Source organism: Cyclonatronum proteinivorum, assembly GCF_003353065.1.
In the GTDB taxonomy this organism is placed as follows: Bacteria; Bacteroidota; Rhodothermia; order Balneolales; family Cyclonatronaceae; genus Cyclonatronum; species Cyclonatronum proteinivorum.
The window spans coordinates 3,663,015-3,687,864 of the sequence record NZ_CP027806.1 but is presented as its reverse complement, the minus strand read 5'-3'; the positions used below and the strand labels follow the sequence as shown (position 1 = coordinate 3,687,864).

Sequence of the window (24,850 nt, the reverse complement as noted above, 5' to 3'; positions counted from 1 at the left end):
GTGTAAGGTTTAATCATGGTTGCTCGATTGCTGTTGTTCAGCTATGCTGGCAGATGGGGCTTAAACGCCGTCGGGATTTTTTCGCAACCACACATGGAAGGTTGTTCCCACGCCCGGGCTGCTTTCCACATCAATTTTACCGCCCATGGCTTCAATCTGGGCTTTACTCATAAACAAGCCAATTCCCCGCGAGTCGGGGTGCTCGTGGAAGGTATTGAACATTCCGAACAATTTCCGCTTATTTCTTTCAAGATCGATACCGAGGCCGTTATCCTTAACATGAACCGTTACGCCGAATTTGTCCTCGGTGAAACTTAGATGCACAAAGGAGCTGCGGTCGGGCGATCGGTAGCGGATGCTGTTGGTAAGCAGATTCATAAAGATGCTGTCGAGATAGGCCGGAATTCCCCAGACGGTTACCTCGCCGGGCAGCTCCTCTGTGATGCGCACTTCTGACTCCCGTGCTACCGCCACAACGCTTGCAACCGCACGTTGGATGGTCTGTGTAAGGGGAACCGGACTCAGGGGCTGCCCGTCATTGGTGTGCAGACGGGCTACTTCTGAAAGATGCTCCACGGTATCCTGCAGGTTTTGGGCTGCAGTCCGGAGATAGCCGAAATCTTCCTTTTGGGCAAGGGCGCTGTCATCTTCCTCTAAAAAAGTAATCAGCGCCGAAATATTCGTGCAGTGTGAGCGCAGGTTGTGGGAGGCTATATGGGCAAACTGCTGAAGCCGGTCGTTTTGAGACTGCGTGAGCTGCAGCAGCTGTTCGCGCTCTGTTTCCGCATTTCTTCTGCTGGTAATATCCCGCACGGAAATAACCTTGCCTGCCTTTTCATCGCGACGGCTCTTAAAGACCTGAATGCTGATTTCGAACCAGCGACCGCTTTCCGGTTCATAAAGTTCCGTATTCACACTCATACTGCCGGAAGCTTCCCTGTACAGCGCTAAAATGCCGGGCAGTTTCCGGCTTACGGCCTGTATGTTGGTCAGTACAGAATCCGGCGGAATACCGAGCAGCTTTTGGGCATGCGGATTGACGCTGATCAGGCGGTCATCATGGTCAAAAATGAGCAGTCCCTGATTCAGGTTTTGAAACACCTGCCTATGCGCCGCCGGAATGACATCAAAAATCTGCACCTTAACCAGGCCGATATAAAACAGAATGCCGGTAATCAGAAACATGAACGGCACGGCATCAAGCCCCAGCGGAATCAGGCCAATCAGGTGCAGCAGGTACACGATCCACGACAAAGTCACGGCCGTGAAAACCAAAAAGACCCGCCAGAAAAAGTACCGGTGCACGGTGAACAGCAGCATAAAAATGTAGAAATCAGCCACCGCGGTCAGAATAACCACATACGCCACATGGAGGCTGTAAACCGGCCCCTTGCCGCTCACGAGCACGTCGAAGAAGCCGTTGTGTCGGGTTTCGAAGCTCGTGTAAGCCAGCAGGTGCAGGCTGTTGGTCAGCACGCCGATCATAATCAGAACCGGGATCATCAAAATCAGCAGAATTTTGAGCGTCGTAAGCGGACGATCACGATTCGAGTAGCGAAGGGCAAAGAACAGAAGGAACGGGATAATGAAAGGTGCCCCGAGATACTGCAGCTTGAGAAAAACAACCATCAGATCAAGGTTTGCAGTGCTGAGCTCAAGCGCATAAAAAAAGCCATATACCGACGCAGCCGCCATCGAAGCCGCGAAATAGCGCTCCCCTCTCTCGTTGCCAAGCGCGTAGCATTTTGCCGCAACCAAAAGGCCCAGCATAACGGCAAGGATCACCGGTACAGCGAAAACATTGAAAAACATGGTTGATACAGCTATTTGCTAAGCCGGTATATCCGATGCTTTGTGATGGCAGATAACAAAATTCATGAACAGCCCGGATTGAGGCAAAGAGGCAAATCGATATAGCCGGCTGATATTATACAGTGAAATGAATTTAGGTAATTTTTAAGCGGCATATCACAAAAAGCTTTACGCGATTTAAGCATCATAAATCAATTACACCGCTTTGGTTTCTCAAAAAAATCCTGAATTAATGATACCTTAAACCCTCGTGCGCAAGGAGTCTTCGTGCCACATACTTCTGATTCGACCTGCTTAATTAAAAAACTGTTTCTGACATGGAATCCATCAGCGCTTTTGAAATCATCAAGGTAGGGATTGGCCCTTCAAGCTCGCATACTATGGGGCCGTGGAATGCGGCAGAGCGTTTCGTAAACAGCCTCCGGCGTAAAGGTATGCTGGAGAAAGTGACCAGGCTAAAAGTCTTCCTCTACGGTTCGCTCGCCAAAACCGGCTTTGGGCACGGCACGGATGTAGCGGTGCTGATGGGCCTCTCCGGTCACGACTTCACGCAGGTGGACACCAACACCATCCCGGAGCGTGTAGCTTTCATCAAAGCGGTTGATAAAATCGTGGTCGGCGGGGAGCGGGAAATCCCCTTCGAGTATGCGCGCGATCTCGTTTTTGAGTTTGGCATCACCCTCGATTTCCATCCGAACGGGATGACGTTCGAAGCTTCCTTTGAAGACCGTGAACCCTACCGGGCTACCTACTTTTCCATTGGTGGCGGATTTGTGGTGCGGGAAGGCGACGATGACTACGAAATACAGAACGACGCCCGCCGCACGCAGTATCCCTGCCACACGGCGCAGGATATCCTCAACAATTGCCGCAAACTGAATCTCAAAGTCTCGGAGCTTGTGTTTCTGAATGAGCAGGCCTGGCGCACACCCGGGGAGATCCGGAGCCATGCGCTGTACATTTGGGAGGAAATCAAGCAGTGCGTCTATCGGGGCGTGAACAAAAAGGGTACGCTCCCCGGGGTGCTGAAAGTCCGGCGCCGGGCGCATGATCTCTCCAAAAAGCGGATGAACGGGCGCAAATTCAGCAATGCAGACGAATGGCTCGAAGCCATCAAAAATGGTCCGACGGATTTCAACACGGTGAACAAATGGGTGAGCATTTTTGCGCTTGCGGTGAACGAGGAAAACGCAAGCTTCGGACGCATCATCACGGCGCCAACGAACGGCGCATCGGGCGTGATCCCCGCCGTAATGCTCTACGCCTACTGCTTCACCCCGAATTTCGATGATGACGCCGTGGTGGATTTCCTGCTCACAGCCGGAGAAATCGGAACCCTCTACAAAAAAGGCGCAACCATTTCTGCGGCAATGGGCGGCTGTCAGGCCGAGATCGGAGTTTCGAGCTCAATGGCTGCTGCAGCGCTCACGGAGGTACTCGGCGGCACCCGCGAGCAGGTGATGCAGGCCGCTGAAATCGCCATGGAGCATCATCTCGGCATGACCTGCGATCCCATTGCCGGTCTCGTGCAGGTGCCCTGTATCGAGCGCAACAGCATGGGCGCCATGAAGGCCATCACCGCGACCAACATCGCCCTCGATGAAGATCCGAGCACAGCCCGCGTGAGCCTCGATGATGTGATCAAAACCATGTGGGAAACCGCCCTCGATATGAATCACAAATACAAGGAAACCTCCGAAGGCGGTCTTGCGACCATCCCGGTAAACGTGATTGAGTGTTAGGGTGCATGATAACGGCATCCATATTTTTGGCTCAGAACGATTCCTGAGATTCATGATGTGCGGCTAAAGGTGCGTTTTTACTAAAAATCAGGTGGGGTAACTATTCGCTGGAGCACTGCTTTGCTCAGCAAATAAATTTCAGGCATAAAAAGACAAGCTATCTGACAGATATCAGCTCTGCGGTTGTAGGATGACCATCTTCATGCATTTTGGCGGATATACAAGTGTTAAAGGAAAACAAATAGCTTGTTGTATACTTAATTAAGCCGCGATACAGATCGCTAAGTAGTTGAAGTGCAATAAATTCAATATTTTACAACTTGACTTTTGTCATTGTAAACGCACTATCGCACCAATCAGTTTTTATTGACGACACTGCAAAATGCAGGCTAACTTCAACTAAACTATCTCATCATGAAATCACTAAAAACAGCAGCATTATCACTTTTTGTCCTGGCATTTATATTTTCAACAGCCAATGCGCAATACAGCAGCTACTCGCAGACTGCAAGCGCAACAGCAATTGAAGAAGCTGAAGCTCCAAACATTGTTGATCTCGTAACAAGCAATGATGATTTCAGCACCCTTGCCATGTTGTTAACAGAAGCCGGTCTTGTAGAAACGGTGCGCGAAGCGGGTGATATTACCGTATTCGCGCCAACAAACGCAGCATTTGAGCAGGTATCACAAACCCAGCTACAAGCCCTTTTGGCTGATCATGATTTATTGCGTGAGGTCTTACTAACCCACGTGATAGGCGCAACCGTAACTTCTGATGTAGTGACCCAAATTGAAGAAGCGCCGACAGCAGCCAACAACGTATTACCTGTCGTAGTTAATGATTCAGGTGTAAGAGTCGGAAATGCGAAGGTTACAGATGTTGATATCATGGCTTCGAATGGTGTCGTGCATGTTGTAGACGCCGTAATTATGCCCCCTGCAGAAGGCGTGTATCACCGGAATGACCGCAACATGGATCACGAACAGCGTCAGCGCCGCACTTCAAGCTCATATTAATTTGACAGAGTTTTAGGCGTATTGCCAATTAAGGATGTATCGGTTTCGGTGCATCCTTTTTTTATGCAGTTTACTTTCCCGCATCACTTCAAAACCAATGGTTCAAAGAAATTCAAAATGCCTGTCCGTGTTTTTGAAGTTTACTATTTCTGATGGATTGCCCGGTTGTCATTTCACTTTGACATGGCTGTCACGCTGCCAAAGGAAAATTTTGGAATGAATAGTGCGGTGAACAAAAAACCGCTTTTTTGTTTATTATTGGGCGAAATAGCTGCGCATAAGGGCCTTTTTTTAGGTATATTTGTGGTCTGAAATGTATCCTGAATTTATAATGTATCCATGTCTACACAACACAAGCTCAGGCCGGAAAGCCTGATGATGTCCTACGGCTACAAGCCGGAACTCTCAGAAGGCGCAGTGAAATCTCCCATTTTTATGACTTCCACCTTTGTGTTCAAAAGTGCGGAGGAAGGCAAGGCGTTTTTTGAGCTGGCCTACGGACTCCGGGAAAAGGATGAGGGAGAAGAGCCCGGGCTTATTTACAGCAGGATTAACAATCCCGACCTTGAAATCCTGGAAAACCGTCTCGCGCTTTGGGAGCAGGCGGATGATTGCGCGGTTTTCGAAAGCGGGATGAGTGCGATCACCACCGTGCTTTTAGAATTTCTGAGTCCCGGCGATGTGCTCTTACACAGCGCACCGGTTTATGGCGGTACCGATCATTTCATCCACTACTTTTTGAAGAAAATCGGGGTGGAGTCCGTGTGCTTTAAGGCCGGAATGAAGAAAGATGAAATCATTGATAAGCTCGAAGCGACCGGTAAAGCCGATCGTCTTGCCATGATTTATGTGGAAACACCGGCCAATCCGACCAATACCATCATTGATCTCCAAATGTGCCGCGAAATTGCAGATCATTACGGCACAACTGATAAGCATGTGTATATGGCGGTTGATAATACCTACATGGGACCGCTTTGGCAGCACCCGCTGCAGCACGGTGCAGATATGGTGCTGTACTCGGCTACCAAATATCTTGGCGGGCACAGCGATCTGATTGCGGGTGCGTGTACGGGCAGTGCAGAAGTCATCAAACGGGTCAAAACCCTGCGGACCTTCCTTGGCAATATGGCTTCCCCGCATACGGGATGGCTTCTTATGCGCAGCCTGGAAACGCTCAAAATCAGAATGGAGCAGCAGTGCCGCAGCGCACAGGAAGTTGCGCGTTATCTCAGTACACATCCCAAAATTAAATCTGTGTACTACCTGGGACTTATACCCGAAAGCTCACCGGCCTGGAAAATTTATCAGCGGCAGTACAGCGCACCGGGTGCGATGATGTCGTTTGAAATCGACGGGGGCGAGAAGGAAGCATTTCGCTTTCTGAACGGGCTCCGGCTCATGAAGCTCGCCGTGAGCCTGGGCAGTACGGAATCACTGGTTGAGCACCCGGCTACAATGACACATGCCGGCGTTGACCCCGAGCACCGTCGCGAGTTTGGCATTACCGAAAGTCTCGTACGTATCTCGGTGGGCGTTGAGCACCATGAAGATATTATCTGGGACCTGAAGCAGGCACTGGAGCTGGTTTAATCTTGCGTTCATCCAGACCATTAAGCTGCCGAAGGGGAGACGTCCCGACTTTTCCTGGTCCGCTTGTATTTTCACGGTTTAAGGCAGTTTTAGTCCGCGTCGTTGTGCTTACGCATCTTTTTCTGATCTCGAATCGCCTTATCAGCTTTCAGGCTGAATAATGCGGGGTAAGTTCCGTTGCAGGGTTCTCTTTGATTCACCTTATATTCGAAAAGCGTGAAGCAAACGCTTTTTGGTGCTTCAGACTTGTGAACCCTAAACTACATTTAGATCATGAACAGATTTATCATCAGCTTTATCTCCGTTTTTGTGCTGGTTATAGCTTCGGGCTGTGGATCAGCCGACACTCCTGAAACAGATTCCGAATTGCTGACGCAGCAGCAAACAAATCCTTCACCTTCAAGCTATGCCCGCGTTTCACTGGATTGGTTCGGAACCTATCATGGTGTCACGCCCTGTGCCGATTGTGAGGGTATTGACACTACGCTTGAGCTCACGCGTGATGAAAGCTTCGTCCTGACCATACAATATCTCGGCAAGGATGATGAACCGCAAACTACGGAGGGCGATTTCTTTTGGAATGAGGCCGGAAATACCGTAACGCTTGCAGGCGTGGAAAACAGACCTGCGCAGTTTTTTGTGGCCGAAAATGCGGTGATTCAGCTGGATATGGATGGTCAGCGCGTGACCGGCGATCTTGCTGATCTGTATATTCTGCGTAAGCAATCCGAATCGGAGGGCAATTGAGTATGAAACCGATCCAAATTTTTGTTTTGCTGTGCACAGCAGCCTTATTGTTTCTGGCTGCCTGTGAGAGTCATGAAACACAAAGCACCGACGCCGAAAGTATGCAGCAGGCAGTGCCTGAATCCATCACGACTCAAACCTTAAGTGAATCAAACTGGGTGCTTGTAAACCTGCACGGCGAAGAGTTTACGCTCACGATGGAAGGGGCGCGGCAGCCGGGTATTACCTTTGACGGTGCAGAGGAACGCGTTTACGGCTTTGCGGGCTGCAATCAGTTCACCGGTGGCTTCACCCTTGAGGAAGCCGGCAGACTTAGTTTTACGCAGATGGCTTCAACCAAAATGTTCTGCCCTGATATGGAAGTTGAAGACCGCTACATGGAAGCGCTCGAGCAAACAACCCATGCTGTTATGATTGAAGGCATGCTTCAGTTTTCAGACCGCGAGAGCGCAGTGGTTGCCGTATTTTATGCTGATCCTGAAACGCCTGATTTTTAAGCCGCAAAATGCGCAACTTTAATGCTGCAATGCGGTGCATGGTTTTCCTGAATTCCTTAAAAAACAATTGTTCTCACCAATGAATAGCCGGATTCTGAAGCTGATGTTTATCACTGCAGGCCTGTCTGTAATTATAACACATTCCGCGGTTCAGGCGGCTTCTCCGGAAGACGGCTGGGTAACCGATGTGCTTGGCGCACCTTTCGAGCAGCGTACTTTTGAAATGGATCCCGATTATGAGGGGGAGGTGTTCATAACCCTTGTTCGCAGTTTGGTTAATCCGGAGGAAGCTGCCGCGCGCGCAGTGCTCTATGTGCACGGATTCAACGACTATTTCTTTCAGACAGAAATGGCCGGGCGCTTTAATGCGGAGGGGATTGATTTTTATGCGGTTGATCTCCGGAAATATGGCCGCTCGTGGCGATCTCATCAGAAAATAACCAATGTGCGCGATTTGGCTGAGTACTACGCAGATCTCGACAAGGCATTGGATTACATACGTGGAGCCGGTGCCGGCCATATTATTCTCAAAGGTCATTCAACCGGCGGACTCACCACAACCCTTTATGCTGCCGACCGCTACGGGGAGGGCATGTTCGAAGCGCTGTTGCTTAACAGTCCTTTTTACGATTTCAATGCCGGCTTTTTCATGCGCCGTGTCGTCATTCCCTTTATTTCATGGCGCGGAAAATCAAACCCGGATAAGCTGACGCCTGAGGGGGCACCGGGCTTTTACGGGGCAAGTATTTATGCGGGAGAAGAAGGCGAATGGGATTTCGATACCGCCTGGAAAGGTTCGGGTGTGCGTATCAACTACGGATGGATACGTGCCATCCGGCTGGGCCATAAACGCGTAGGCCGCGGACTCCGTCTTGACGTACCGGTTCTGGTTATGCATTCCGATAAAACGGTGCCGGAAAACGAAATGAATGAGATTCTCTTTACCGGGGATGCCGTGCTGAATGTTGCGCACATCAAAGCCGGTGCCCGGAACCTGCAAACACCGGATCTGCAGCTGGCCGAAATTGAAAATGGCATGCATGATCTCATTCTCTCCCGCGAATCCGTACGAAATGAAGCCTATCGGGTAATGATGGAATGGTCCCGGGCACTCAAGCCGGATTGATTCGGCGCTACGGGTCAAACGGTGCTTATTGGTCCGGGTCTTTTTTCGGGTTTAGAAAACCGGTGTAGTTGGCGCTGTTAACGGACTCAAAGTGATGGCCATAGTTTTCCTTCCAGCTGGGCGGTGCTGAAGCTTTTTTTTGCCGGTACTTAATTTCATAGGCGAAGAGTTTTCCATCCCTTTCTTCAATATAGTCTATTTCAGTCCCGCTATAGGTGCGCCAAAACCATTGGGATGCATGAATGCCTTCAAAAAGGAGATATTTTTTTCGTTCAGCAATCAAATAGTTTTCCCATAACCCACCGATATCATTTCTCTGATCCGGTGGGTTCATGTTATCAATCAGAACATTTCGGATACCGGTGTCATAGAAATAATATTTGACGGATTTACTGATTTCTTTTCTGGGATTACGGCTGAAGGCACGCAGTTTGAAAATGATAAAGGATTGTTCAAGCAGGTTAAGGTAGCGCTCCACCGTTTCCCGGTTCAGGGATAGTTTTTGACACAGTTCGTGAATCGATACTTCAGCACCGGTCTGCCATGCAAGCAGCTTTAGCAGGTCATTGATTTTGTATGGGTAACGGATGTTTTCAAGTTCAAGAATATCTTTGAAAATGTATGAAGTGGATACATCCCGAAGATACTCCAGTTTATCCGCTGTCGAACGGAGATTCAGGATTTCAGGATAAGAACCAAAAATAAGTCGGTCAGTGAGCTGTTCGCTGAGTTCAAAAGGGTTGTAGTGCTGAAGGAGTTCTCCTGTGGAAAGGGGCAGAAGCGTGAAAACTTTTTTTCTTCCGGCCAGAGATTCGTTCACGCGTCCCGATAGCAAGAATGAAGAAGATCCTGTAACCATCACCTTTAATTGAGGCAGTTCATCATGCAGGATTTTCAGATTCAGTCCAATATCAGGTACCCGTTGTCCTTCATCAATGAAAAGCAGTTCGTACCCCGAGGTAAGATCGCGAAGCTTGTTTAGATCACGACTTGAAATTACATCAATATATCTTAACTGATCGGCATTAATGTAGAGGTATCTGAGACCGGTTGCTTTTGCAATTTCCTTGCCTAAGGTTGTTTTGCCGGCCTGACGCGGGCCATACAGTAATACGATTTTACCTGAATGTAGGAGCTTTTCCTTAACCGGTTCAAAAAGCCTGCGTTTGATGTGCATGAGTGCGATCTCTAATTTTTACGGTTGATCATTAAAATATAGGGCTAATTTTCACGGTTAACCATAAAAATTCGGGTAATCACGGGTTCTCCTGTACTTGCCCATGACGCAGGGAGGGATGAAGCACTTCATACAGGGGGGAAGATCCGGGTGTTTCGAACGGGACGCCGAGCAAAAGGCCAAGGGTTGGTGCGAGGTCTTTTATGGAAATGGCGGGAACCGTCGTCTCCGTTTGTAATCCGGGACCATACCCTATAAAAAGCCCGCTCATGGAAGCACACTCATTAAAAAAACCGTGATGAGCAAGTGCAAAATCATTTTCAATACTCGGCACAATGGTATCGTGCGGATGTGTCTGCGTGCGCAGGGCGATGTTCATCGAAGTTCCGCATTCGCTGAACAAGGCGAGTTGTCCCGCATGCGGATGTGTCCCGGGGTTCGGCAAGCCGTAGCGCTCAAACTCATCCTGCCGTAAAACCCTGGCAATGCCTGAGGTTTGTGCAAAGAGGGCAGCTACTTCTTCAATAAAACCATCGTTTTCCGGATCCTGAAAATATACCATCCCAAACCCACCAACAGCGTGTACCTGAGCGGAACCCCCAATGGCCTGCCCGTCTTCGGAGACTTCAAGCATGCCGTTTTGCTGTAAAAGACGATTGGGCAGCAGGGTTTGGGGGGTATTTACCATGCCGTGATCAGATACGATGAAAAGAGCTGTCTGATAGTACAGCGCCGCTTCTTTTAAATCGGAAACCATCTTACCGATAAGGGCGTCTGTATTGGACAGCGCTCCAAGCACTTCATCTGAATCTGTGCTGTTTCGGTGCAGCATGGAGTCGAGCTGCAGCAGATGGAGCAGAAGCAGGTCGGGCATACGGTTGTGGATGAGCCATCCTGCCGCGTTTGTCCAAAACTGATCGCGTCCCGCGTGATCATACTGCCACAGAGCAAAGCTGGTGAAGTCATCGAGCAGCTCATCATCAAATAAATCCCACAAAAAGTCTTCTGTTGCTTCACCAATCGGATCGGGAACATCCGGTATATTGTCAGCAATGGTGGTGCTGCCGGCGGTTGCGGGCCAGTTTATGGCAGCGGTTCTAAGACCGGCTTCGTACAGCGCGTCATAAATGGTGCCGGTAGCCACAAGCTGGTGCTGATGGAGGTTTGCTTCAAACCTAAGCGGAAGTCCGCTCCCGGTTCGCTCAACCATGCCGTTGAAGATGACGCTGTGATCACGCGAACCTGTTCCCGTAACCATACTGGTATGATTGGGCCAGGTCAGGGATGGGTTTGTGGGGATGAAGCCGTCAGCCATAACGCCTTTGGCAGCAAGAGCCGTAAGGTTGGGGAGCAGCCCTTCGTAGGTTTCAAGCATGTCTGCCTGAAAACCGTCAATACTAATCACAACGACATGGGCCGGGCGAATTTCAGAAGAATGCTCTGCCTGCGGCGCATTGGCTTTGGCTGGGGAAAGGCTGAGCGGAAAGGTTAGAAGCAAAAATAGGATGAACAAAACCCTTAAACAGTATTCAGAAGCGCAAGTTGAATAAAAATGAGGGGTGGGAGGCTGTCCTGGTAAAATCTTAAAAGTATTAGCTAACATCTTATCAAATAGTTCTGTGCGGTTTGTGCCTGATCTGGCCTTAACCCGCATTATTCACCAAGAAATTTTCTTGCCAGCGGGGAAATTTCGCTGCGCGGGAATCGCTACGCTCGGTGCGCAGTCTTTACACCAAACTCAAATTTGGGATACCTGTGTATTTTACTAAGCCAAAGTCAAACACACATTATAGCAAATAAATCCTGTTTAATTGTGAATAATGCGGGTTAATAATATCACCCGCGGTAGTGGTCAAAAAAATAGTATTGTTGCAATCACGGTTTCCAAAAAAAAAGGCAGCCCCCCAAAAGAGGAGCTGCCTAAAGATAAATGTTTTTTGACTAATGTTACTCGTGCAGGGTGAGTTCAGAAGGCATGGCCATCGCAACCCTGTCGAGAAAATCGTTGGGCCGGAGGAAGCCGATGACCCGTGCCTGCGTTACTTCGTTGCCCTGATCGTCGATAAACACAATCGTAGGCACACCGGCAATATTGTACTGTTGTCGCAGGGCTTCTGATTCCGGCGAATCGAAGTTGGTAAGGTCCACCTTAAGCCGCATCATATCCTGTGTGGCATTGACTACGGTTTCATCGGTGAAGGTGATACGCTCGAGTTCGAGGCAGGGTATACACCAGTCAGCGTAGAAATCGATCATAACAGGCTGACCGCGCTCGAGGGCAATTTCAAGCTTATCTTCAGAGTAGGTTTCCCAGATAATACCTTCCTTCTGCAGGTTCATGTAGAACATAGCAGCAAGAACTACCGACACAAGGCCGGTAGCGTATTTGGTCGCAAGGAAACCGGTGTTGCCTTTGCCGCTGCGCTCCAGGAAGCCGATGTAGATTCCGCCAATGAGCAGCGTGGCTACTATCACCCATTCAACGAGTTGCGGGAAAAGTGCAAGACCAAGATAGAACCCGCCAACGCCAATCAGCACGATACCAAAGAGTTTCTTCACCCAAATCATCCAGGTGCCTGATTTCGGCAGTTTCTGCATCAGTCCGGAAAAAGTACCAAGTATAAGATAGGGTAAGCCAAGACCGAGGGACAAAACGAAGAATACCCAAAATCCAAATACGGGGTCTCCAACGGTACCAACATAGGCCAGCAGCGCGATGATGGGCGGACCTACGCAGGGTGCAGCAAAAATTCCTACGACAAGGCCTGATATGAACAGGCCGATCAGTCCGGTTGTGTTACCGCTGCCGCCGAGCTTGCTGGTAAGCCAGTAGGGCATCTGAATTTCATACAGCCCAAACATGCTCAGGGCCAGCCCGAACATCAGAAAACCGATGAAGCCCAGCATCCAGGGACTTTGAAGCCAGCTGCCAAACAGGCCGCCGCTTAGCGCTGCAATGACTCCCAAAACCGAGTACATGGTCGCGATACCGAGAACGTACACAACAGCTTTACCAAATACCCGCAGTGTGTTTGAATCCTGTTGCCCGCCGAAAAGCGAGACGGTTACCGAAATCATCGGATACACACAGGGGGTCAGGTTAAGGGCAAGACCAATGAGGAAAATCCCGATAAAAGCCAGCCACAGGCCGCCGTCAAAAAGTGCAGAAATATCGCCCTGTGTGCCGCTACTGATTTGCGCGTCGTCGAAAGCCAGAAACTGCGCTTCATTGACAGGCGTCATGCCGCTGCCGGCTTCCACAATTGAGATGGGAATTTCCACTTCAACAGTTGCCGGCGCCAGACACTGCATGTCGTCGCAGGCCTGCACGGTAAGGTCTGCCCGGAGGATGTATTCTCCCAGGGGCGTTGACGAAGAGGTGCGCAGGCTCAGATAGATGGGTGAGGTTTCTTCGTATACATCAAGGGGCTCATCCGCAAAACCGAAGGTCATGGTTAGCGGTGGCGGATACCGGATATCTGTCAGAATAATGTGATCTGAACGGCGCAGCTGCAGCTCTGTAGGGATCAGCCATTCCAGCGTAGGGATATGCGCGTTAACGTGCCAGGGATACTCGAGGTTGAGCTCAACAACCGCTTTGAACTCAGCTCCGCGTTCAACCTGATCCACATTGAGGGCCGTCGCAAGGTTGAGTTTGTCACCGCTTGAAATAAACTGAGCAGTTGTATTTTCAAAGGGAAATACGGCTAAAAGCACCAAAAGGAGCATGCTTTTAACGGATAGCCTAAGTAAACGCTCGAGGGAAAATGGGTTCATGATTCAGGGGTTAGTCAAGCGTGAAGGCGTCAAAAGAAATGTTTTGCTCGTAAGCTTCCGTGCCTACGTACACCAGCAACCTTTCAAAGGTGTTGAAATCAATAAATCCGGGCTGGAAGCCGAGCGGCTCGCCTTCATTCGTGAGAAAGATTGTTGTTGGAAAGCCCGTAACGCCCAGACTCATGGCAAAGTCACTCATGCTCATGACCTGCCCCAGATAATTTACCCGCTCAGAAGATTCGGCATTGATCCGTACAGCGTAAAAGTGATCATTGATGGCGGTCTGAACGCGGTCTCTGGTGTAGGTTTCTGCGTCCATACGTCTGCAGTAGCCGCACCAGTCGGTGTACACATCGATCAGGATTTTTTTATCGGCTTGCTGCGCTTTTTCGATGGCTTCTTCAAGATCCAGCCAGTTTGTGAAAGCATTTTCCGGTACGAACTTTTCACCGCCCAAAAACTCGCTGGGAATGCGGCGCTCTACTTCAGGCGGACTGCACGCCAGCAGGAGCGCAGGAATGACGAGTAGCAGGAAGATAAATTTGAACTTCATAGGGTTGTGTAGGTGTATCTGAGGTCTCAGGAAAGATGTTGATGAAGAAGGCAGCCACCGATGTGAGGTTGTAGTTGCCCGTATAACTAACCAAGATAATGCTTTTTAAGCTAAATAAGTAAGAGACCGGACGGGGTGAAGGTCGTGGTCAACAGGACGGAAGCAATCCTTTCGTAAACAACCGGCAGCTTGCGCGCTAAAAGACAATGGTAAAGCTGTTGCGGAAACTGTAAATCCAGCTTTCGACATCAGGGACCGGGTTGTAGTCGTAGGTGGTGCTGAACTGCGCATTGAAGCGGACATACCGGCTAACTGTAAACCTAAGCTCTACATTTGCTGTCAGGCGCGGACTGAGAAAACGCTCCGGTTCAGCCTGATAGTAGCCCACAATATAAAGGCTGGTGCTTTCTGTCAGCTTACCGCGGGTGAGCAGTGAAGTCGTGCTTTTTAGGCGATTGTACTCAGCGCGCGGGGCTTCTTCGGGGTGCCAGACTTCATGCTCGAACATCAGTCCCGTAGTGATACCGGCTCTAAAATGTTCTTTTTGAAAGGTGTTGTGCCTGATGCCGCCACCAAGCAGTGCCCGGCGTTTGAGTCCCCAGTCCCGGCTGTACTGAAGCTGGGTGAACAGCTCCGGCGACCAGCGCTGCCGGTATCCGAGCGTGCCGCGCAGGTGGATGTGCCCGTTATTGACGAGCTCATCATCAATGGAAATCAGATTCAGGCTACTGAGCAGGAGGTAGGAGTGGGTTTGGCCGAGATGAACGAGGGTGGCGTCGTTGCTGAGCTGAATAGTTTCACTGTCGTTCTTTGAGGCGGAAAACCCAAAAGTAAGGCTGCCGGCCCAGGTTTTGGAGGTATCCGCGTCCATGCGCAGGCTTTCGATGTTGAGCACCTGCGCGGAGGCCGGTCGAAGATCTGCGATGTACAAAAAAAGCAACACAAGACAGCAGGCGGCTGTTTTTAGTCCAAAACGCGGAAGGGGAGTACCTGTTTCTTTTTCTGCGATTGCCGGGAGATTATTCATATTAAAATAGATGGGGACAGGAGTACGGGATTCAATCCGCATTATAAAGCGGGTGTAAATATGTGCTGCGAATGGGTATGTGTTACGCTACAGTTGCAGCACTGAAGTTCAGATGAGAATAAGCCTGGTGCTGTCAGGTTCCGCGGTCACGGGTATGGAAGCTCACAATTTTGAGTGCATGCCGTTACGGATCGGCTTTCTTTTCTGTATTAGTCTGGCACCGGAAATTTTCTTGGGGAATAATGCGGGTTAAGATAACTTAGGGGCCAAATGAAATACAGTAAGAAAACGTCTTTTGCTTATGCTGCAGGCGAATCGTAACTGGCATGGGCAAAAATAACCATCACACGACACAACCCTAAATTTTAATATGACGAAAGAAACATTGCTGCCCTGGCTCCTTGATAACAGGGAACTCAACAAATCGCAGCAAAAGGCCCTTAAGACACTTTGCCGGCAAATCATAGCCAAAAGCAATGATGATAAAGATGCCGAAGACTGGTTCATTTTGGGTGTTTCAGAGCAGCGGGATGAAAATTACGAGGAGGCGCTTGACGCCTTTACATTTGCTGTAGAGCTGAATCCGGATTTTGAAGCTGCCTATAAATTCCGGGCAGAAACCCATGTAACCCTGCAGGATCCGGCGTCTGCGCTTGAGGATATCAATAAAGCACTTGAACTTGACAGCACCTATGCCGAGGCCTATCTCGTCCGCGCCATGCTTCTTCGCAACGCTAAGGAATGGGATAAGGCCTTAAGTGATGCCGAAGCAGCCATTGCAAATGATCCGGAAAACGACTTTGCGCAGCTTCAAAAAGCAAAATTACTCTATGATGCGGGCCGGTATGCCGATTCCATTGCGGCATTTACGAGCATTTTGGAAGAAGACCCGCAGCAGGTCGAGGCGCTGTCATCGAGAGGGCTCGCTTACTTTTTTGAGGGAGATGCGGAGGCCGCTTTGCGTGACATCAAAAAAGCCCGCATTCTGGAGTCCGGAAGTGTGGTGTCGGAGTTTAACATGGGCCTGATTATGAGCGCCCTTCCCGACTACACAAAACAGGCTTTCCGGCACTTCGAAAAGGCGTTTCGCAAGGACCGCAAGTTGCTGAGCCGCTATGTTGAAATGTCTGAAGATTTCGAATCCGACCGGCTCATTCAGCGGTTGCGCGAAATCGTTGCAGATTTGGAGACCCGTAAGGAAGGCAATTTTTATGCGATGGAGCTTTTTGATTTGCTCGAAGCGCGTCTCAAAGAAGTAGACGAACTGAGTAAATCAGAAGCCTGAGTTTTAAACCAACGAAGTGAAAACCGGCATTTAAGGCCCGCTTAACCATACAGGTCAGGCGGGCTTTTTTTCGTCCAATGTACATTAGCGCGCTTAAATACACGGGTCGATGTTAGCCCGCATTATTCACAATTCAACAGGATGTGTTTATTAAATATATGACTATAATAAGCTTAGCGAAAAACACCGGTAGCCCAAAATAGAGTGTGGTGTAAAGACTGCGAAATTTCCCCGCTGGCGGCGTTGAATCTGAAAACTCATGCTCAGGGTACTTAGGTACCCTTCCGCTGAGTTTTCAGCTTCGCCTTGCCAGCAAGAAAATTTCTTGGTGAATAATGCGGGTTAGGACGACCGGCTGTGTAGGGGGAATCAATCGTCAGGATCTTGCTTAACAAAGCGTCCGGAAATACCTGCCAACGAATGGTAAGCAAAGGGTAAATCCTGACTTTTCTAATGCTGAAGATTCACGATTTGTGAATTGGTTTACTATATGGCACGCAGTCAGTTTAATATGCAGGTTTGAGGCGTGTGGAAATAGCATATTGCTATCCGAAAATAAAAAAGCAGTTTGAGGAACAGCAGGCACAACATAGCTGTTATAGGTCTGATAGCTTCCGCCCATAAATTTCGCGGTGTTTGGGAGCTGTTTGATATTAAACACACCAGAAATTTGTAGTACCTACTATGATGGACAAAAAAAATCTGAGCGAACTCATCACGGCTTTTGCTGATGGCGAACTGACGGCAGATGAGAAGAAAAAGCTCAAAGACCTTGCGGAACGCGATCCGGCTATTGAAAAAGCCATAACTATTGAGAAGCGTACCAAACAGACTGTGCAGCTTCACTATAAAAAAGAACCTGCGCCACAGCACCTTCATCAAATCATCCGAGAAAAGCTTCAGGCTGAGCAGGCAGAAGTGGAAGCTTACCTGCGGGAAAACAGTCAGGCAGAAACCAAGCCCAACAAGTACTGGATGCCGCTCGCAGCCATTTTAATCCTGTCCGCCTTTCTGTTTCTTGTTCAGCAATACAGTCCGTTTGGTACGTCTTCAGAAGCTGCACACTCCTTTGAAGAGCTGACTTACCTTCATTTCACGAACCATGCCGGTGCCTTTGTTCAGCCCGAAGGCAGGCCGAATTCTGTATCAGAAGCACAAACCTATCTGCGCGATGCCTATGGCTGCAATATCACAGTTCCTGAAATATTCGCAGCAGAACTTGTCGGGGTTTTTTACACTGATTTTTTTGAAGGCTTCCATACACCGCTTTTAAAGTACCATACGGTTGAGGGTGATCCAATTTTTATATTTGCGTCAGAACTGCATAACCTTGATACGCACCCCGGTCTCAACCCTTTGGATGAAGCGTTTGGAAATATTCATGCGCACAATGATGTCTTCATCAAAAAATTTAATGGCCATGACGTCGTCTCCTGGAAGTGGGATGATGTCTGGTATGCGGGCATTTTTGAACATGACGGCAGAATTTTAGCTGCCATGCTGCCCCACTAATCCCCATCCGCGACAGCTGAACAATACTTATTGATCAAATGTCTTTTTCCCAGCGTCATTACGACTATATCATAGGTGGCGCCGGGTTGTCCGGATTGTCGTTATGCTGGCACATTGCAACACACCCAGGCCTGCAGGATAAAACAATCGCCCTGATTGAGTCTCCTGACGATGAGCAAAATGCTCAAAGTAAAACGTGGTGTTTCTGGTCAAAAGACGGGCTGCCTGAACCGGTTCCGATACGGCATAGCTGGCACAAGCTTGAAATTTTCGCCGGACATACGGCCCTTACAGCGCCTTTGGAAAAAATGGGGTACTACTGCGTGCAGGGCGGCGATTATTTTGCGCGCATGAGCAAAAAGCTTAGTGAATTTGAGGCGGTGGATGTAATCAGGGGGAGCATTAAGGGATATGGGGAAACCGCCCGGGGGGTAAAAATTGATGTAGGAGGGAAATCCTTTTCGGCTTCATGTTTTTTTAAATCGTTTGGCAAGCCGGATTTAAGTCGTGCCCGTTTTAAGTTACTGCAGCATTTTAAGGGTATAGAAATAGAAACAAAGAAAGCAGTCTTTGATCCCCTAACGGCACGAATGATGGATTTTCGCGTGCCGCAACAGGACGGCGCTACATTTGTTTACGTGCTGCCTTTCTCAGAAAACAAGGCCCTGATCGAATACACCCTTTTTTCGCCATCCGTACTTGCCGAGGCGGCCTATGACACCGCTATTGCGGATTATATCACCCGGTATTTCGGAATCGAACCCGGCAGCTATCACATCACGCGATCCGAAACGGGGGTTATTCCGATGGCAGACAGCATTCATCAGGCAACACAAGGCGCGCGGGTTCAGCTGATCGGGACGGCTTCGGGAATTCCGAAAGCTTCAACCGGCTATGCGTTTTCCCGCATACACCGGCAGGCCCGTCAAATTGCTGACGCCTTGTCTGCCGCTGAGGTGCCCCGGCGTAAAGCCGATTCATCTGCACGGTTTCGCATATATGATCTCATGCTTCTGGATATTCTGAGCCGCGATCTCGGGCAAATTGTGCCGGTTTTTGAGGCCCTGTTTGCCAACAATCCGATCGAGCGTGTGCTGCGCTTTATCGATGAGCAAACAACTTTTACCGAAGACCTTCAGGTGATGGCTTCAGTGCCCTGGTACCCTTTTTTGCGGGCAGGTTTCCGGAATGCTGATATGCTTCTGAAAGGTGGGGTGAATCCGCGGACTATTTCGTCACGCGGCTGATTGCACTAGACCGCATTATTCACAATTAAACAGAATTTATTTGTTAAGTGTAAGCTAAAATTTGGCTTAGCGAAAAACACCGGTAGCTCAAATTTGAGAGTGGTGTAAAGACTGCGAAATTTCTCCTCTGGCTGCGTTGAAGCTGAAAACTCATGCTCAGGGTACTTAGGTACCCTTCCGCTGAGTTTTCAGCTTCGCCTTGCCAGCAAGAAAATTTCTTGGTGAATAATGCGGGCTAGGGCTTAATCCCGCCCGAACCGCACAGCGAGCACGGTAATATCATCCGATTGGGGCGCTTCGCCGGCAAAACCCTGTACTTCGCTGAAGAGTGCATTTACGAGCGTGTCGGTCCCTGAACCGGCATTGTTCTGAAGGAAGCTGATGAGCCGTTCTTCTTCGTACATTTCCCCGGAAGGGTTCTCGGCTTCGGTTACACCATCGGTGAAGGTCACGATCTGATCGCCGGGGTGCAGCTGTATGGTTTGCTCGAGATAAGGCATGCCGTCGAACTTGCCGAGCAGCAGTCCGCCAACGTCTTCAAGCTCAGAAACGCTGCCGTCTGCCTTCAGCAGACAGGGCAGGTTGTGGCCGCCGTTACAGTAGGCAAAAGTGCCGGTTGAAACATTCAGCACGCCGTAAAAGACGGTCACAAAAGTGCTGATGTCACTTTCCGGAATCAGCATGCGGTTCACTTGGGTGAGTGCTTCGGCAGGGCTCAGTACCTGTGAACCGATGGCTTTGAGCATGGTCTGACAAACGGCCATATAAATCGCAGCCGGCATACCCTTCCCGGAAACATCACCTGTGTAAAACACAAGGTGATCTTTGTCGAATTTGAAGAAGCCGTAAAAATCGCCACCCACATATTTCGCGGCAATCATCTTTGCATAAATCTCAAAGCGCGTATCATCGGTGTAAACCGGAAAGTCTTTGCGCAGCAGCTTTTGCTGTATGCGCGCAGCCATATCGAGATCATAGCTCAGGGCTTCCAGCTGTTTTTGGGCTTCAAGTGCACTAAGATACTGTTCAATTTCGCTCAGGGTTTTTTCAATCGTCGTTTCCAAATCCCTGAAGTCGATGGGTTTGGTCACAAAGTCGTAGGCCCCGCCGTTCATGGCCGTACGGATGTTTTCCATATCTCCGTAAGCGGAAACCATCACGGTTTTTAATTCCCGGCGGTTTAATTTCTGTACTTCATTCAGAAAGGTAAGCCCGTCCATATTGGGCATGTTGATATCACTGAGAATAAGATGGATTTCTTGCTCTTCTCGAATAATATCAAGGGCCTGCAGGCCGTCTTCTGCGAAGAAAAAAGCGTATTCCGAATTGCGGATTTTCTTCCGGAATTTTTGTTTCATTAAAAGCTGCAGATCGGGTTCATCGTCCACAACTAAAATTTTTGAACAGCTGTCGGTCATAAACTACGGAGTATGCAGTCCCGGTTCCTTTACGAAGTTCCGAGCTGCGTTTCTATTTCCTTTTTGATGGATGTGAAATCGATGGGTTTTGAGAAAAAGTGCTGCGCGCCGGCGGCTATGGCCTGATCGTAATGCCCGCTGTCTGCATAAGCCGAGATCATGCTAACTTTTATATCCGGGTATGCTGCCCCTACTTTTTCCAGCAGCTCAAGGCCCGACATGCCGGGCATATTGATATCACTGAAAATGTAAACGGTATCAGCGGCCTGTTCCGCGGCGAGTTTTTCCATGGCCTCCTCACCCGAGAAAGCAAACGTAAGTTCAAGCAGTCCTTTCTTTAACTCGCGGCGAAATTTCTGCCGGAAAAGTACTTCAACGTCTTTTTCATCATCAACAACGAGAATTTTCATAATACAAAAAAATGATGGATTAAGTGTCAGTTGCGTATGGTCTGCGGACAGGGCTGGGTTAGGGTGCTGGTATCAGAATGACAAAGCGCGTGCCGGTTCCGTCATCGGGGGTTTCAATTCTAATCTCGCCCCCGTGTGCCTTGATAATATCATTGGTGATGGAAAGGCCAAGGCCGGTGCCCTGCGTGCCTTTTTTGGTCGTAAAGAAGGGCTGCATAATTTTATTTTTGAGGCTTTCGGGTATGCCCGGCCCGTTGTCTTCAATTTCGATACGGGCAAACCCATCTGATTTACGGCTTCTCACCGTAAGCTGAGGCTTGTATGTCTTGTCGGGGTCTGCCTGCAGCTTTTCGCGCATGGCGTCGAAGGCGTTGTTGTACATATTAATAAGCACCCGCGAAAAATCTTCCGTAATGAGCGGTACTTCACCAGTTTCGGGATCAAGCTCCTGATGAAGTCCGATGTTGATGGGGTTCTTGCCCGCCTTCATGCCGTGGAATGCCAGGTTCATGTATTCTTTGATGATGGCATTCAGGTCTTCAGGCTCTGATTTACCCGATCCGCCGCGGCTGTGCAGCAGCATGGATTTCACAATACCATCGGCCCGGCTGCCGTGCTGATGAATTTTTTCAAGGTTTGATTTGATGTCGCCGAGAATGGCTTCAACTTCTTCACGGGCTTCACTTGCTTCCAGCTGTTCAAGTTCTTCGTAAATTTCTTCGATAAGCTCTATGCTCAGCTCCGAAAAGTTGTTGACGAAATTGAGCGGGTTTTTTATTTCGTGCGCAATACCGGCTGTAAGCTGACCCAGAGAAGCCAGCTTTTCCTGTTGAATGAGCTGTTCCTGCGTAGCTTTCAGGTTTTTATACGCGGTCTCGATTTCGCGTGCCTGTTCGAGCTCTTTTTCACGGGCGCGCTCCCGTTCTTTTTCCACGAGGCGCCGCCGCTCGTACTGCACAAATGCGATGAGGGTGCCGGCAAAAAACAAGGCGTAAAACAAGTAGGCCCATACCGTCTGCCACCATGGCGGGCGTATTTCAAAGGGGAAGGTGAAGGCTTCACTCCACACGCCTTCGCTGTTCATGGCTTTTACATGGAAGGTGTAACGGCCGGGCGGCACATTACCGTAGGGTGCTGTCGTGCGGGATGTCACCGGGTTCCAGTTTGCGTCCATGCCTTCCAGCTTGTAGCGAAAACGAACCAGGTGCGGCTGATGCATGCTGATCCCCGCATAGTTAAAACCCATGAAATTGTTGTTGAAGGCTAGGCTAAGCTGTTGCGGGAGCGGGTACCAGGGGGTAAGGCCGCTGAAGCGCACATTTCGTATCTCAATGCCGTTGGCCAGCTCCAACGTGCGACCGTCCTGTAGAGCGGGATTCATCCAGTCAATCCGCTGATTAAACAGCTCAATGCCGGTCAGCTGTACTTTGGGAGCAGGCAGGTTTTCCGCGCCAGCAAAGGTCTCCGGCCGGTGCACGGTTAGGCGGTCTCCTGAACCAATCCAGATCAGGCCGTCCGAATCTTCCAGAATGGTGTTACGGAAGTTGCCGATGCCGAGAAAGCCATCTTCATAGCTGAGGTTCCGGAAGAAAACGTTATCCGCCTGTAAACCGCCCTGCGCAACACCTTCGAGCAGCATTTTGGCTCTTTCGGGGGTTAGGGAACTCAACCCAAAACTACTGCCAAACCAGAGGTTCCCGCTGCGGTCTTCCAGAATATTTCTGACATCATTGTTAATCAGCCCGGTTTGTTCCGTAATCTGATATAGGGTATAGCTGCCTTCAGTCGCCTGTGAATCAGGTACCATGGCTGTAATGCCGCTCTGCGTTCCCAGCCACAGCGTACCGCGGCTGTCTTCAAACACCCGCCAGATCAGGTTCGAGGTAAGTCCGCTCTCAATGGTGAAATGTGTGAAGCTTCCGCTACTACCTTCAAGGTCGGGCGCGTAGCGGGTCAGGCCGCCGCTTGTGGCAAACCAGATATTGCCCCGCCTGTCTTCTGTGATACTGAAAACATTTTCACTACTCAGACCCTCAGCGACCCCAAACTGCGTAAAGGTGCCCGCCTGCCCGTTGCTTCCGGCGCGCGGGCTGAACTTCACAGCTCCGCCGGTAGTCCCAAACCAGAGGTTGCCGGAGCGGTCTTCATACATATCAAAAACAAAGCCCAGCGAGACTTCGGGTACGCTTGCAAACAGGATCTGTGGCTCACGGTCGGGCCGGGTGTTGTCGTAAATATGTGTGCCCCCGCCTGCGGTTCCGATCCAGATCCGGCCGAAGCGGTCTTCGGTCAGGCTCATGATGTTATCAAACCGCAACCCCTGTTGCAGACCGATATGCTCAAAAAAAGCCTGATTTCCGTCCTGCGCCCTGGTGAAACGGCTGATGCCCCCGCCTTCAGTACCAAACCAGAGTCTGCCGCGGCTGTCCTGCAGGGAACTGACCACGATATTCATACTGAGCCCGTCCTGCGTGGTGAAATGCGCAAACGCGTCGCCGTTGTAGCGGCTCAGCCCGCCGCTGCGCGAACCCATCCACAGGTTGCCGGAGTCGTCGGTGAGAAGGGTGAACACGACGTCGCTTTTCAGCCCGTGCGATTCATTAATGTGCGTGAAGGTGTTGCCGTCGTAGCGCGTAAGCCCCTGCAGGGTTCCGAACCACATGATGCCTGATCTGTCTTCACTGATGGACATCACAACATCATTCGAAAGCCCCTGTGCCGTGCTGTAGTTATGGAAGTACTGCCCGTCAAACCGGGTGACCCCGCCGTTCTCTGTGCCTGCCCAAAGGTGATTGCCACTGTCTTCAAACAGAGAAAGCACCGCGTTGTGCGGCAGTCCGTTATCGGTGCTGTAGCGGGTGAAGGTGCCGTCTTCATAGTGCAGAAGTCCGCCGCCGCGCAGGGCAACCCACATCGCCCCTGTGCTGCCCTGAAGCAGATTCCATACAACGTTGGAAGGCAGCCCGTGCTCCGTTGTGTAGTGGATGAAAGTATCCCCGTCCAGAATGTTTAGTCCGCCGCCGCGCGTGCCGAACCACTTGCGACCGCTTGGGTCTTCGGCTATGCTGATGACCGCATTATGGGTGAGACCATCCTGAACGGTGTAGTGTGTAAAGCTAAGCCCGTCATAGCGGCTGACACCGCCTTCGGAGCCAATCCACAGGTTGTCTCCGCTGTCGATAAAAAGATAGCGCACAAAGTTGTTGAGCAGGCCCTGATCGGTATCAAAGTGGGAAAATGCCGATCCGTCGAAGCGGGTGAGGCCCCCGGCGGTGCCGAACCAAAGGTTGCCGGCCTGATCCTGCGTGAGGGTACCAACGTTGTTTTGCCGCAGCCCCTGCAGTTTTCCAAAACTACTGATATTGGCTGGATTGTGATCGCGGCTCGCCATATCACGTGCCACAACGACTTCCGGCTCACCCGCCGCAAGGGTTGTGAATGAAGCTGCAACCGTTTCTGAATCCAGTGTCAGGACGTCCCCATTTTCACCGCTTGCTGCAGCGCGAATCCAGTCGGGGCGGCCGCTGGTGAAGATATTGGTCTTTGTCGGGAACACCGGCGGCTCCCCGGTTTCTATGCGGTCAAAACTGTTGAAGCTGACCGGTACCGGATTCAGGGGATTGAGCTCAGCAGGATTGAGTGTGAATCCGCTGCCCTGCATGAAAACCGGAGAAACGAACTCCTGTTGCACATCTGCGGTGCGTTCATCGCAGGAAATGAGGAACAGGCTAAGTGCGAAAAACAGCAGGCTGAACGCGGGGGGCAGGCTGTTTCGATATGTTTGGGAATTAGTCATGACAAATATATTCCTGTCGAAGATACAGTTAAGAAGCAGAAAGAAAATCCGATTGTTCGCATTGGGTAGTAAAAATGGGATCAGCTCAGTTGCTGTTCACTATAATAGCATGTT

Annotated in this window: 18 protein-coding genes; 9 read left to right on the top strand and 9 right to left on the bottom strand. The window is 50.1% G+C overall.

What is annotated here, in order from left to right; genetic code table 11:
* Positions 1 to 60 precede the first annotated feature (60 nt).
* Positions 61 to 1,812, bottom strand: coding sequence for a sensor histidine kinase (locus tag CYPRO_RS14030; RefSeq protein ID WP_114985214.1), 1,752 nt, complete (start codon positions 1,810 to 1,812; stop codon positions 61 to 63).
* 317 nt (positions 1,813 to 2,129) lie between these two features.
* On the opposite strand from CYPRO_RS14030, the gene CYPRO_RS14025 reads away from it, so the two are divergent.
* The 6 genes from CYPRO_RS14025 (at position 2,130) to CYPRO_RS14000 (ending at position 8,534) form a co-directional block, all read left to right on the top strand.
* Entirely contained in the window at positions 2,130 to 3,554 is a 1,425-nt protein-coding gene (locus CYPRO_RS14025) for an L-serine ammonia-lyase (protein ID WP_114985213.1), read from the top strand.
* Positions 3,555 to 3,968: 414 nt separating this feature from the next.
* Complete coding sequence (locus CYPRO_RS14020) at positions 3,969 to 4,571, top strand: fasciclin domain-containing protein (RefSeq protein WP_114985212.1); 603 nt, start codon at positions 3,969 to 3,971, stop codon at positions 4,569 to 4,571.
* Between the two features lie 339 nt (positions 4,572 to 4,910).
* Complete coding sequence (locus tag CYPRO_RS14015) at positions 4,911 to 6,164, top strand: cystathionine gamma-synthase family protein (protein ID WP_114985211.1); 1,254 nt, start codon at positions 4,911 to 4,913, stop codon at positions 6,162 to 6,164.
* 273 nt (positions 6,165 to 6,437) lie between these two features.
* Complete coding sequence (locus CYPRO_RS14010; RefSeq protein ID WP_114985210.1) at positions 6,438 to 6,911, top strand: copper resistance protein NlpE; 474 nt, start codon at positions 6,438 to 6,440, stop codon at positions 6,909 to 6,911.
* 2 nt (positions 6,912 to 6,913) lie between these two features.
* The gene (locus CYPRO_RS14005; protein WP_114985209.1) at positions 6,914 to 7,408 is read left to right on the top strand and encodes an META domain-containing protein; all 495 of its coding nucleotides are present in this window, start codon (positions 6,914 to 6,916) and stop codon (positions 7,406 to 7,408) included.
* Between the two features lie 79 nt (positions 7,409 to 7,487).
* A complete protein-coding gene (locus CYPRO_RS14000) occupies positions 7,488 to 8,534 on the top strand; it encodes an alpha/beta hydrolase (RefSeq protein ID WP_114985208.1) in 1,047 nt (348 codons plus the stop codon).
* A 25-nt stretch (positions 8,535 to 8,559) separates the two neighbouring features.
* Here CYPRO_RS14000 and CYPRO_RS13995 read toward each other — a convergent pair whose 3' ends face one another.
* The 5 genes from CYPRO_RS13995 to CYPRO_RS13975 form a co-directional block, all read right to left on the bottom strand.
* Positions 8,560 to 9,711 carry an ATP-binding protein gene (locus CYPRO_RS13995; RefSeq protein ID WP_114985207.1) on the bottom strand — a complete coding sequence of 384 codons (1,152 nt, stop codon included), beginning with the start codon at positions 9,709 to 9,711 and terminating at the stop codon, positions 8,560 to 8,562.
* 79 nt (positions 9,712 to 9,790) lie between these two features.
* Positions 9,791 to 11,224 (bottom strand): alkaline phosphatase family protein, encoded by a 1,434-nt coding sequence (locus CYPRO_RS13990; protein ID WP_164682816.1) that lies wholly within the window; start codon positions 11,222 to 11,224, stop codon positions 9,791 to 9,793.
* A 434-nt stretch (positions 11,225 to 11,658) separates the two neighbouring features.
* Complete coding sequence (locus CYPRO_RS13985; RefSeq protein ID WP_114985205.1) at positions 11,659 to 13,488, bottom strand: protein-disulfide reductase DsbD family protein; 1,830 nt, start codon at positions 13,486 to 13,488, stop codon at positions 11,659 to 11,661.
* A gap of 10 nt (positions 13,489 to 13,498) precedes the next feature.
* Positions 13,499 to 14,041: a thioredoxin family protein gene (locus tag CYPRO_RS13980; RefSeq protein ID WP_114985204.1), complete on the bottom strand. Its 543-nt coding sequence runs from the start codon at positions 14,039 to 14,041 to the stop codon at positions 13,499 to 13,501.
* A gap of 196 nt (positions 14,042 to 14,237) precedes the next feature.
* The gene (locus tag CYPRO_RS13975; protein WP_164682815.1) at positions 14,238 to 15,068 is read right to left on the bottom strand and encodes a DUF481 domain-containing protein; all 831 of its coding nucleotides are present in this window, start codon (positions 15,066 to 15,068) and stop codon (positions 14,238 to 14,240) included.
* Between the two features lie 370 nt (positions 15,069 to 15,438).
* On the opposite strand from CYPRO_RS13975, the gene CYPRO_RS13970 reads away from it, so the two are divergent.
* From CYPRO_RS13970 to CYPRO_RS13960, 3 genes are all read left to right on the top strand, one after another.
* Positions 15,439 to 16,353, top strand: coding sequence for a tetratricopeptide repeat protein (locus CYPRO_RS13970; protein WP_114985202.1), 915 nt, complete (start codon positions 15,439 to 15,441; stop codon positions 16,351 to 16,353).
* Positions 16,354 to 17,037: 684 nt separating this feature from the next.
* A complete protein-coding gene (locus tag CYPRO_RS13965) occupies positions 17,038 to 17,865 on the top strand; it encodes an anti-sigma factor family protein (RefSeq protein WP_114985201.1) in 828 nt (275 codons plus the stop codon).
* 38 nt (positions 17,866 to 17,903) lie between these two features.
* Positions 17,904 to 19,112, top strand: a complete 1,209-nt coding sequence (locus CYPRO_RS13960; RefSeq protein ID WP_114985200.1) for a lycopene cyclase family protein — start codon at positions 17,904 to 17,906, stop codon at positions 19,110 to 19,112.
* A gap of 242 nt (positions 19,113 to 19,354) precedes the next feature.
* On the opposite strand, the gene CYPRO_RS13955 is transcribed toward CYPRO_RS13960, so the two are convergent.
* From CYPRO_RS13955 to CYPRO_RS13945, 3 genes are read right to left on the bottom strand one after another with little or no spacing between them, the layout of a single operon-like run.
* Positions 19,355 to 20,530, bottom strand: a complete 1,176-nt coding sequence (locus tag CYPRO_RS13955; RefSeq protein ID WP_114985199.1) for a PP2C family protein-serine/threonine phosphatase — start codon at positions 20,528 to 20,530, stop codon at positions 19,355 to 19,357.
* Between the two features lie 29 nt (positions 20,531 to 20,559).
* Complete coding sequence (locus tag CYPRO_RS13950; protein WP_114985198.1) at positions 20,560 to 20,940, bottom strand: response regulator; 381 nt, start codon at positions 20,938 to 20,940, stop codon at positions 20,560 to 20,562.
* Between the two features lie 58 nt (positions 20,941 to 20,998).
* Entirely contained in the window at positions 20,999 to 24,736 is a 3,738-nt protein-coding gene (locus CYPRO_RS13945; protein ID WP_114985197.1) for a sensor histidine kinase, read from the bottom strand.
* Between the last annotated feature and the right edge of the window lie 114 nt (positions 24,737 to 24,850).

What these genes read in the sequence shown, in the direction of transcription:
- CYPRO_RS14030 (WP_114985214.1), bottom strand. Translation starts at nt 1,812, where the DNA reads ATGTTTTTCAATGTTTTCGCTGTACCGGTGATCCTTGCCGTTATGCTG.
- CYPRO_RS14025 (WP_114985213.1), top strand. Translation starts at nt 2,130, where the DNA reads ATGGAATCCATCAGCGCTTTTGAAATCATCAAGGTAGGGATTGGCCCT.
- CYPRO_RS14020 (WP_114985212.1), top strand. Translation starts at nt 3,969, where the DNA reads ATGAAATCACTAAAAACAGCAGCATTATCACTTTTTGTCCTGGCATTT.
- CYPRO_RS14015 (WP_114985211.1), top strand. Translation starts at nt 4,911, where the DNA reads ATGTCTACACAACACAAGCTCAGGCCGGAAAGCCTGATGATGTCCTAC.
- CYPRO_RS14010 (WP_114985210.1), top strand. Translation starts at nt 6,438, where the DNA reads ATGAACAGATTTATCATCAGCTTTATCTCCGTTTTTGTGCTGGTTATA.
- CYPRO_RS14005 (WP_114985209.1), top strand. Translation starts at nt 6,914, where the DNA reads ATGAAACCGATCCAAATTTTTGTTTTGCTGTGCACAGCAGCCTTATTG.
- CYPRO_RS14000 (WP_114985208.1), top strand. Translation starts at nt 7,488, where the DNA reads ATGAATAGCCGGATTCTGAAGCTGATGTTTATCACTGCAGGCCTGTCT.
- CYPRO_RS13995 (WP_114985207.1), bottom strand. Translation starts at nt 9,711, where the DNA reads ATGCACATCAAACGCAGGCTTTTTGAACCGGTTAAGGAAAAGCTCCTA.
- CYPRO_RS13985 (WP_114985205.1), bottom strand. Translation starts at nt 13,488, where the DNA reads ATGAACCCATTTTCCCTCGAGCGTTTACTTAGGCTATCCGTTAAAAGC.
- CYPRO_RS13980 (WP_114985204.1), bottom strand. Translation starts at nt 14,041, where the DNA reads ATGAAGTTCAAATTTATCTTCCTGCTACTCGTCATTCCTGCGCTCCTG.
- CYPRO_RS13975 (WP_164682815.1), bottom strand. Translation starts at nt 15,068, where the DNA reads ATGAATAATCTCCCGGCAATCGCAGAAAAAGAAACAGGTACTCCCCTT.
- CYPRO_RS13970 (WP_114985202.1), top strand. Translation starts at nt 15,439, where the DNA reads ATGACGAAAGAAACATTGCTGCCCTGGCTCCTTGATAACAGGGAACTC.
- CYPRO_RS13965 (WP_114985201.1), top strand. Translation starts at nt 17,038, where the DNA reads ATGATGGACAAAAAAAATCTGAGCGAACTCATCACGGCTTTTGCTGAT.
- CYPRO_RS13960 (WP_114985200.1), top strand. Translation starts at nt 17,904, where the DNA reads ATGTCTTTTTCCCAGCGTCATTACGACTATATCATAGGTGGCGCCGGG.
- CYPRO_RS13955 (WP_114985199.1), bottom strand. Translation starts at nt 20,530, where the DNA reads ATGACCGACAGCTGTTCAAAAATTTTAGTTGTGGACGATGAACCCGAT.
- CYPRO_RS13950 (WP_114985198.1), bottom strand. Translation starts at nt 20,940, where the DNA reads ATGAAAATTCTCGTTGTTGATGATGAAAAAGACGTTGAAGTACTTTTC.
- CYPRO_RS13945 (WP_114985197.1), bottom strand. Translation starts at nt 24,736, where the DNA reads ATGACTAATTCCCAAACATATCGAAACAGCCTGCCCCCCGCGTTCAGC.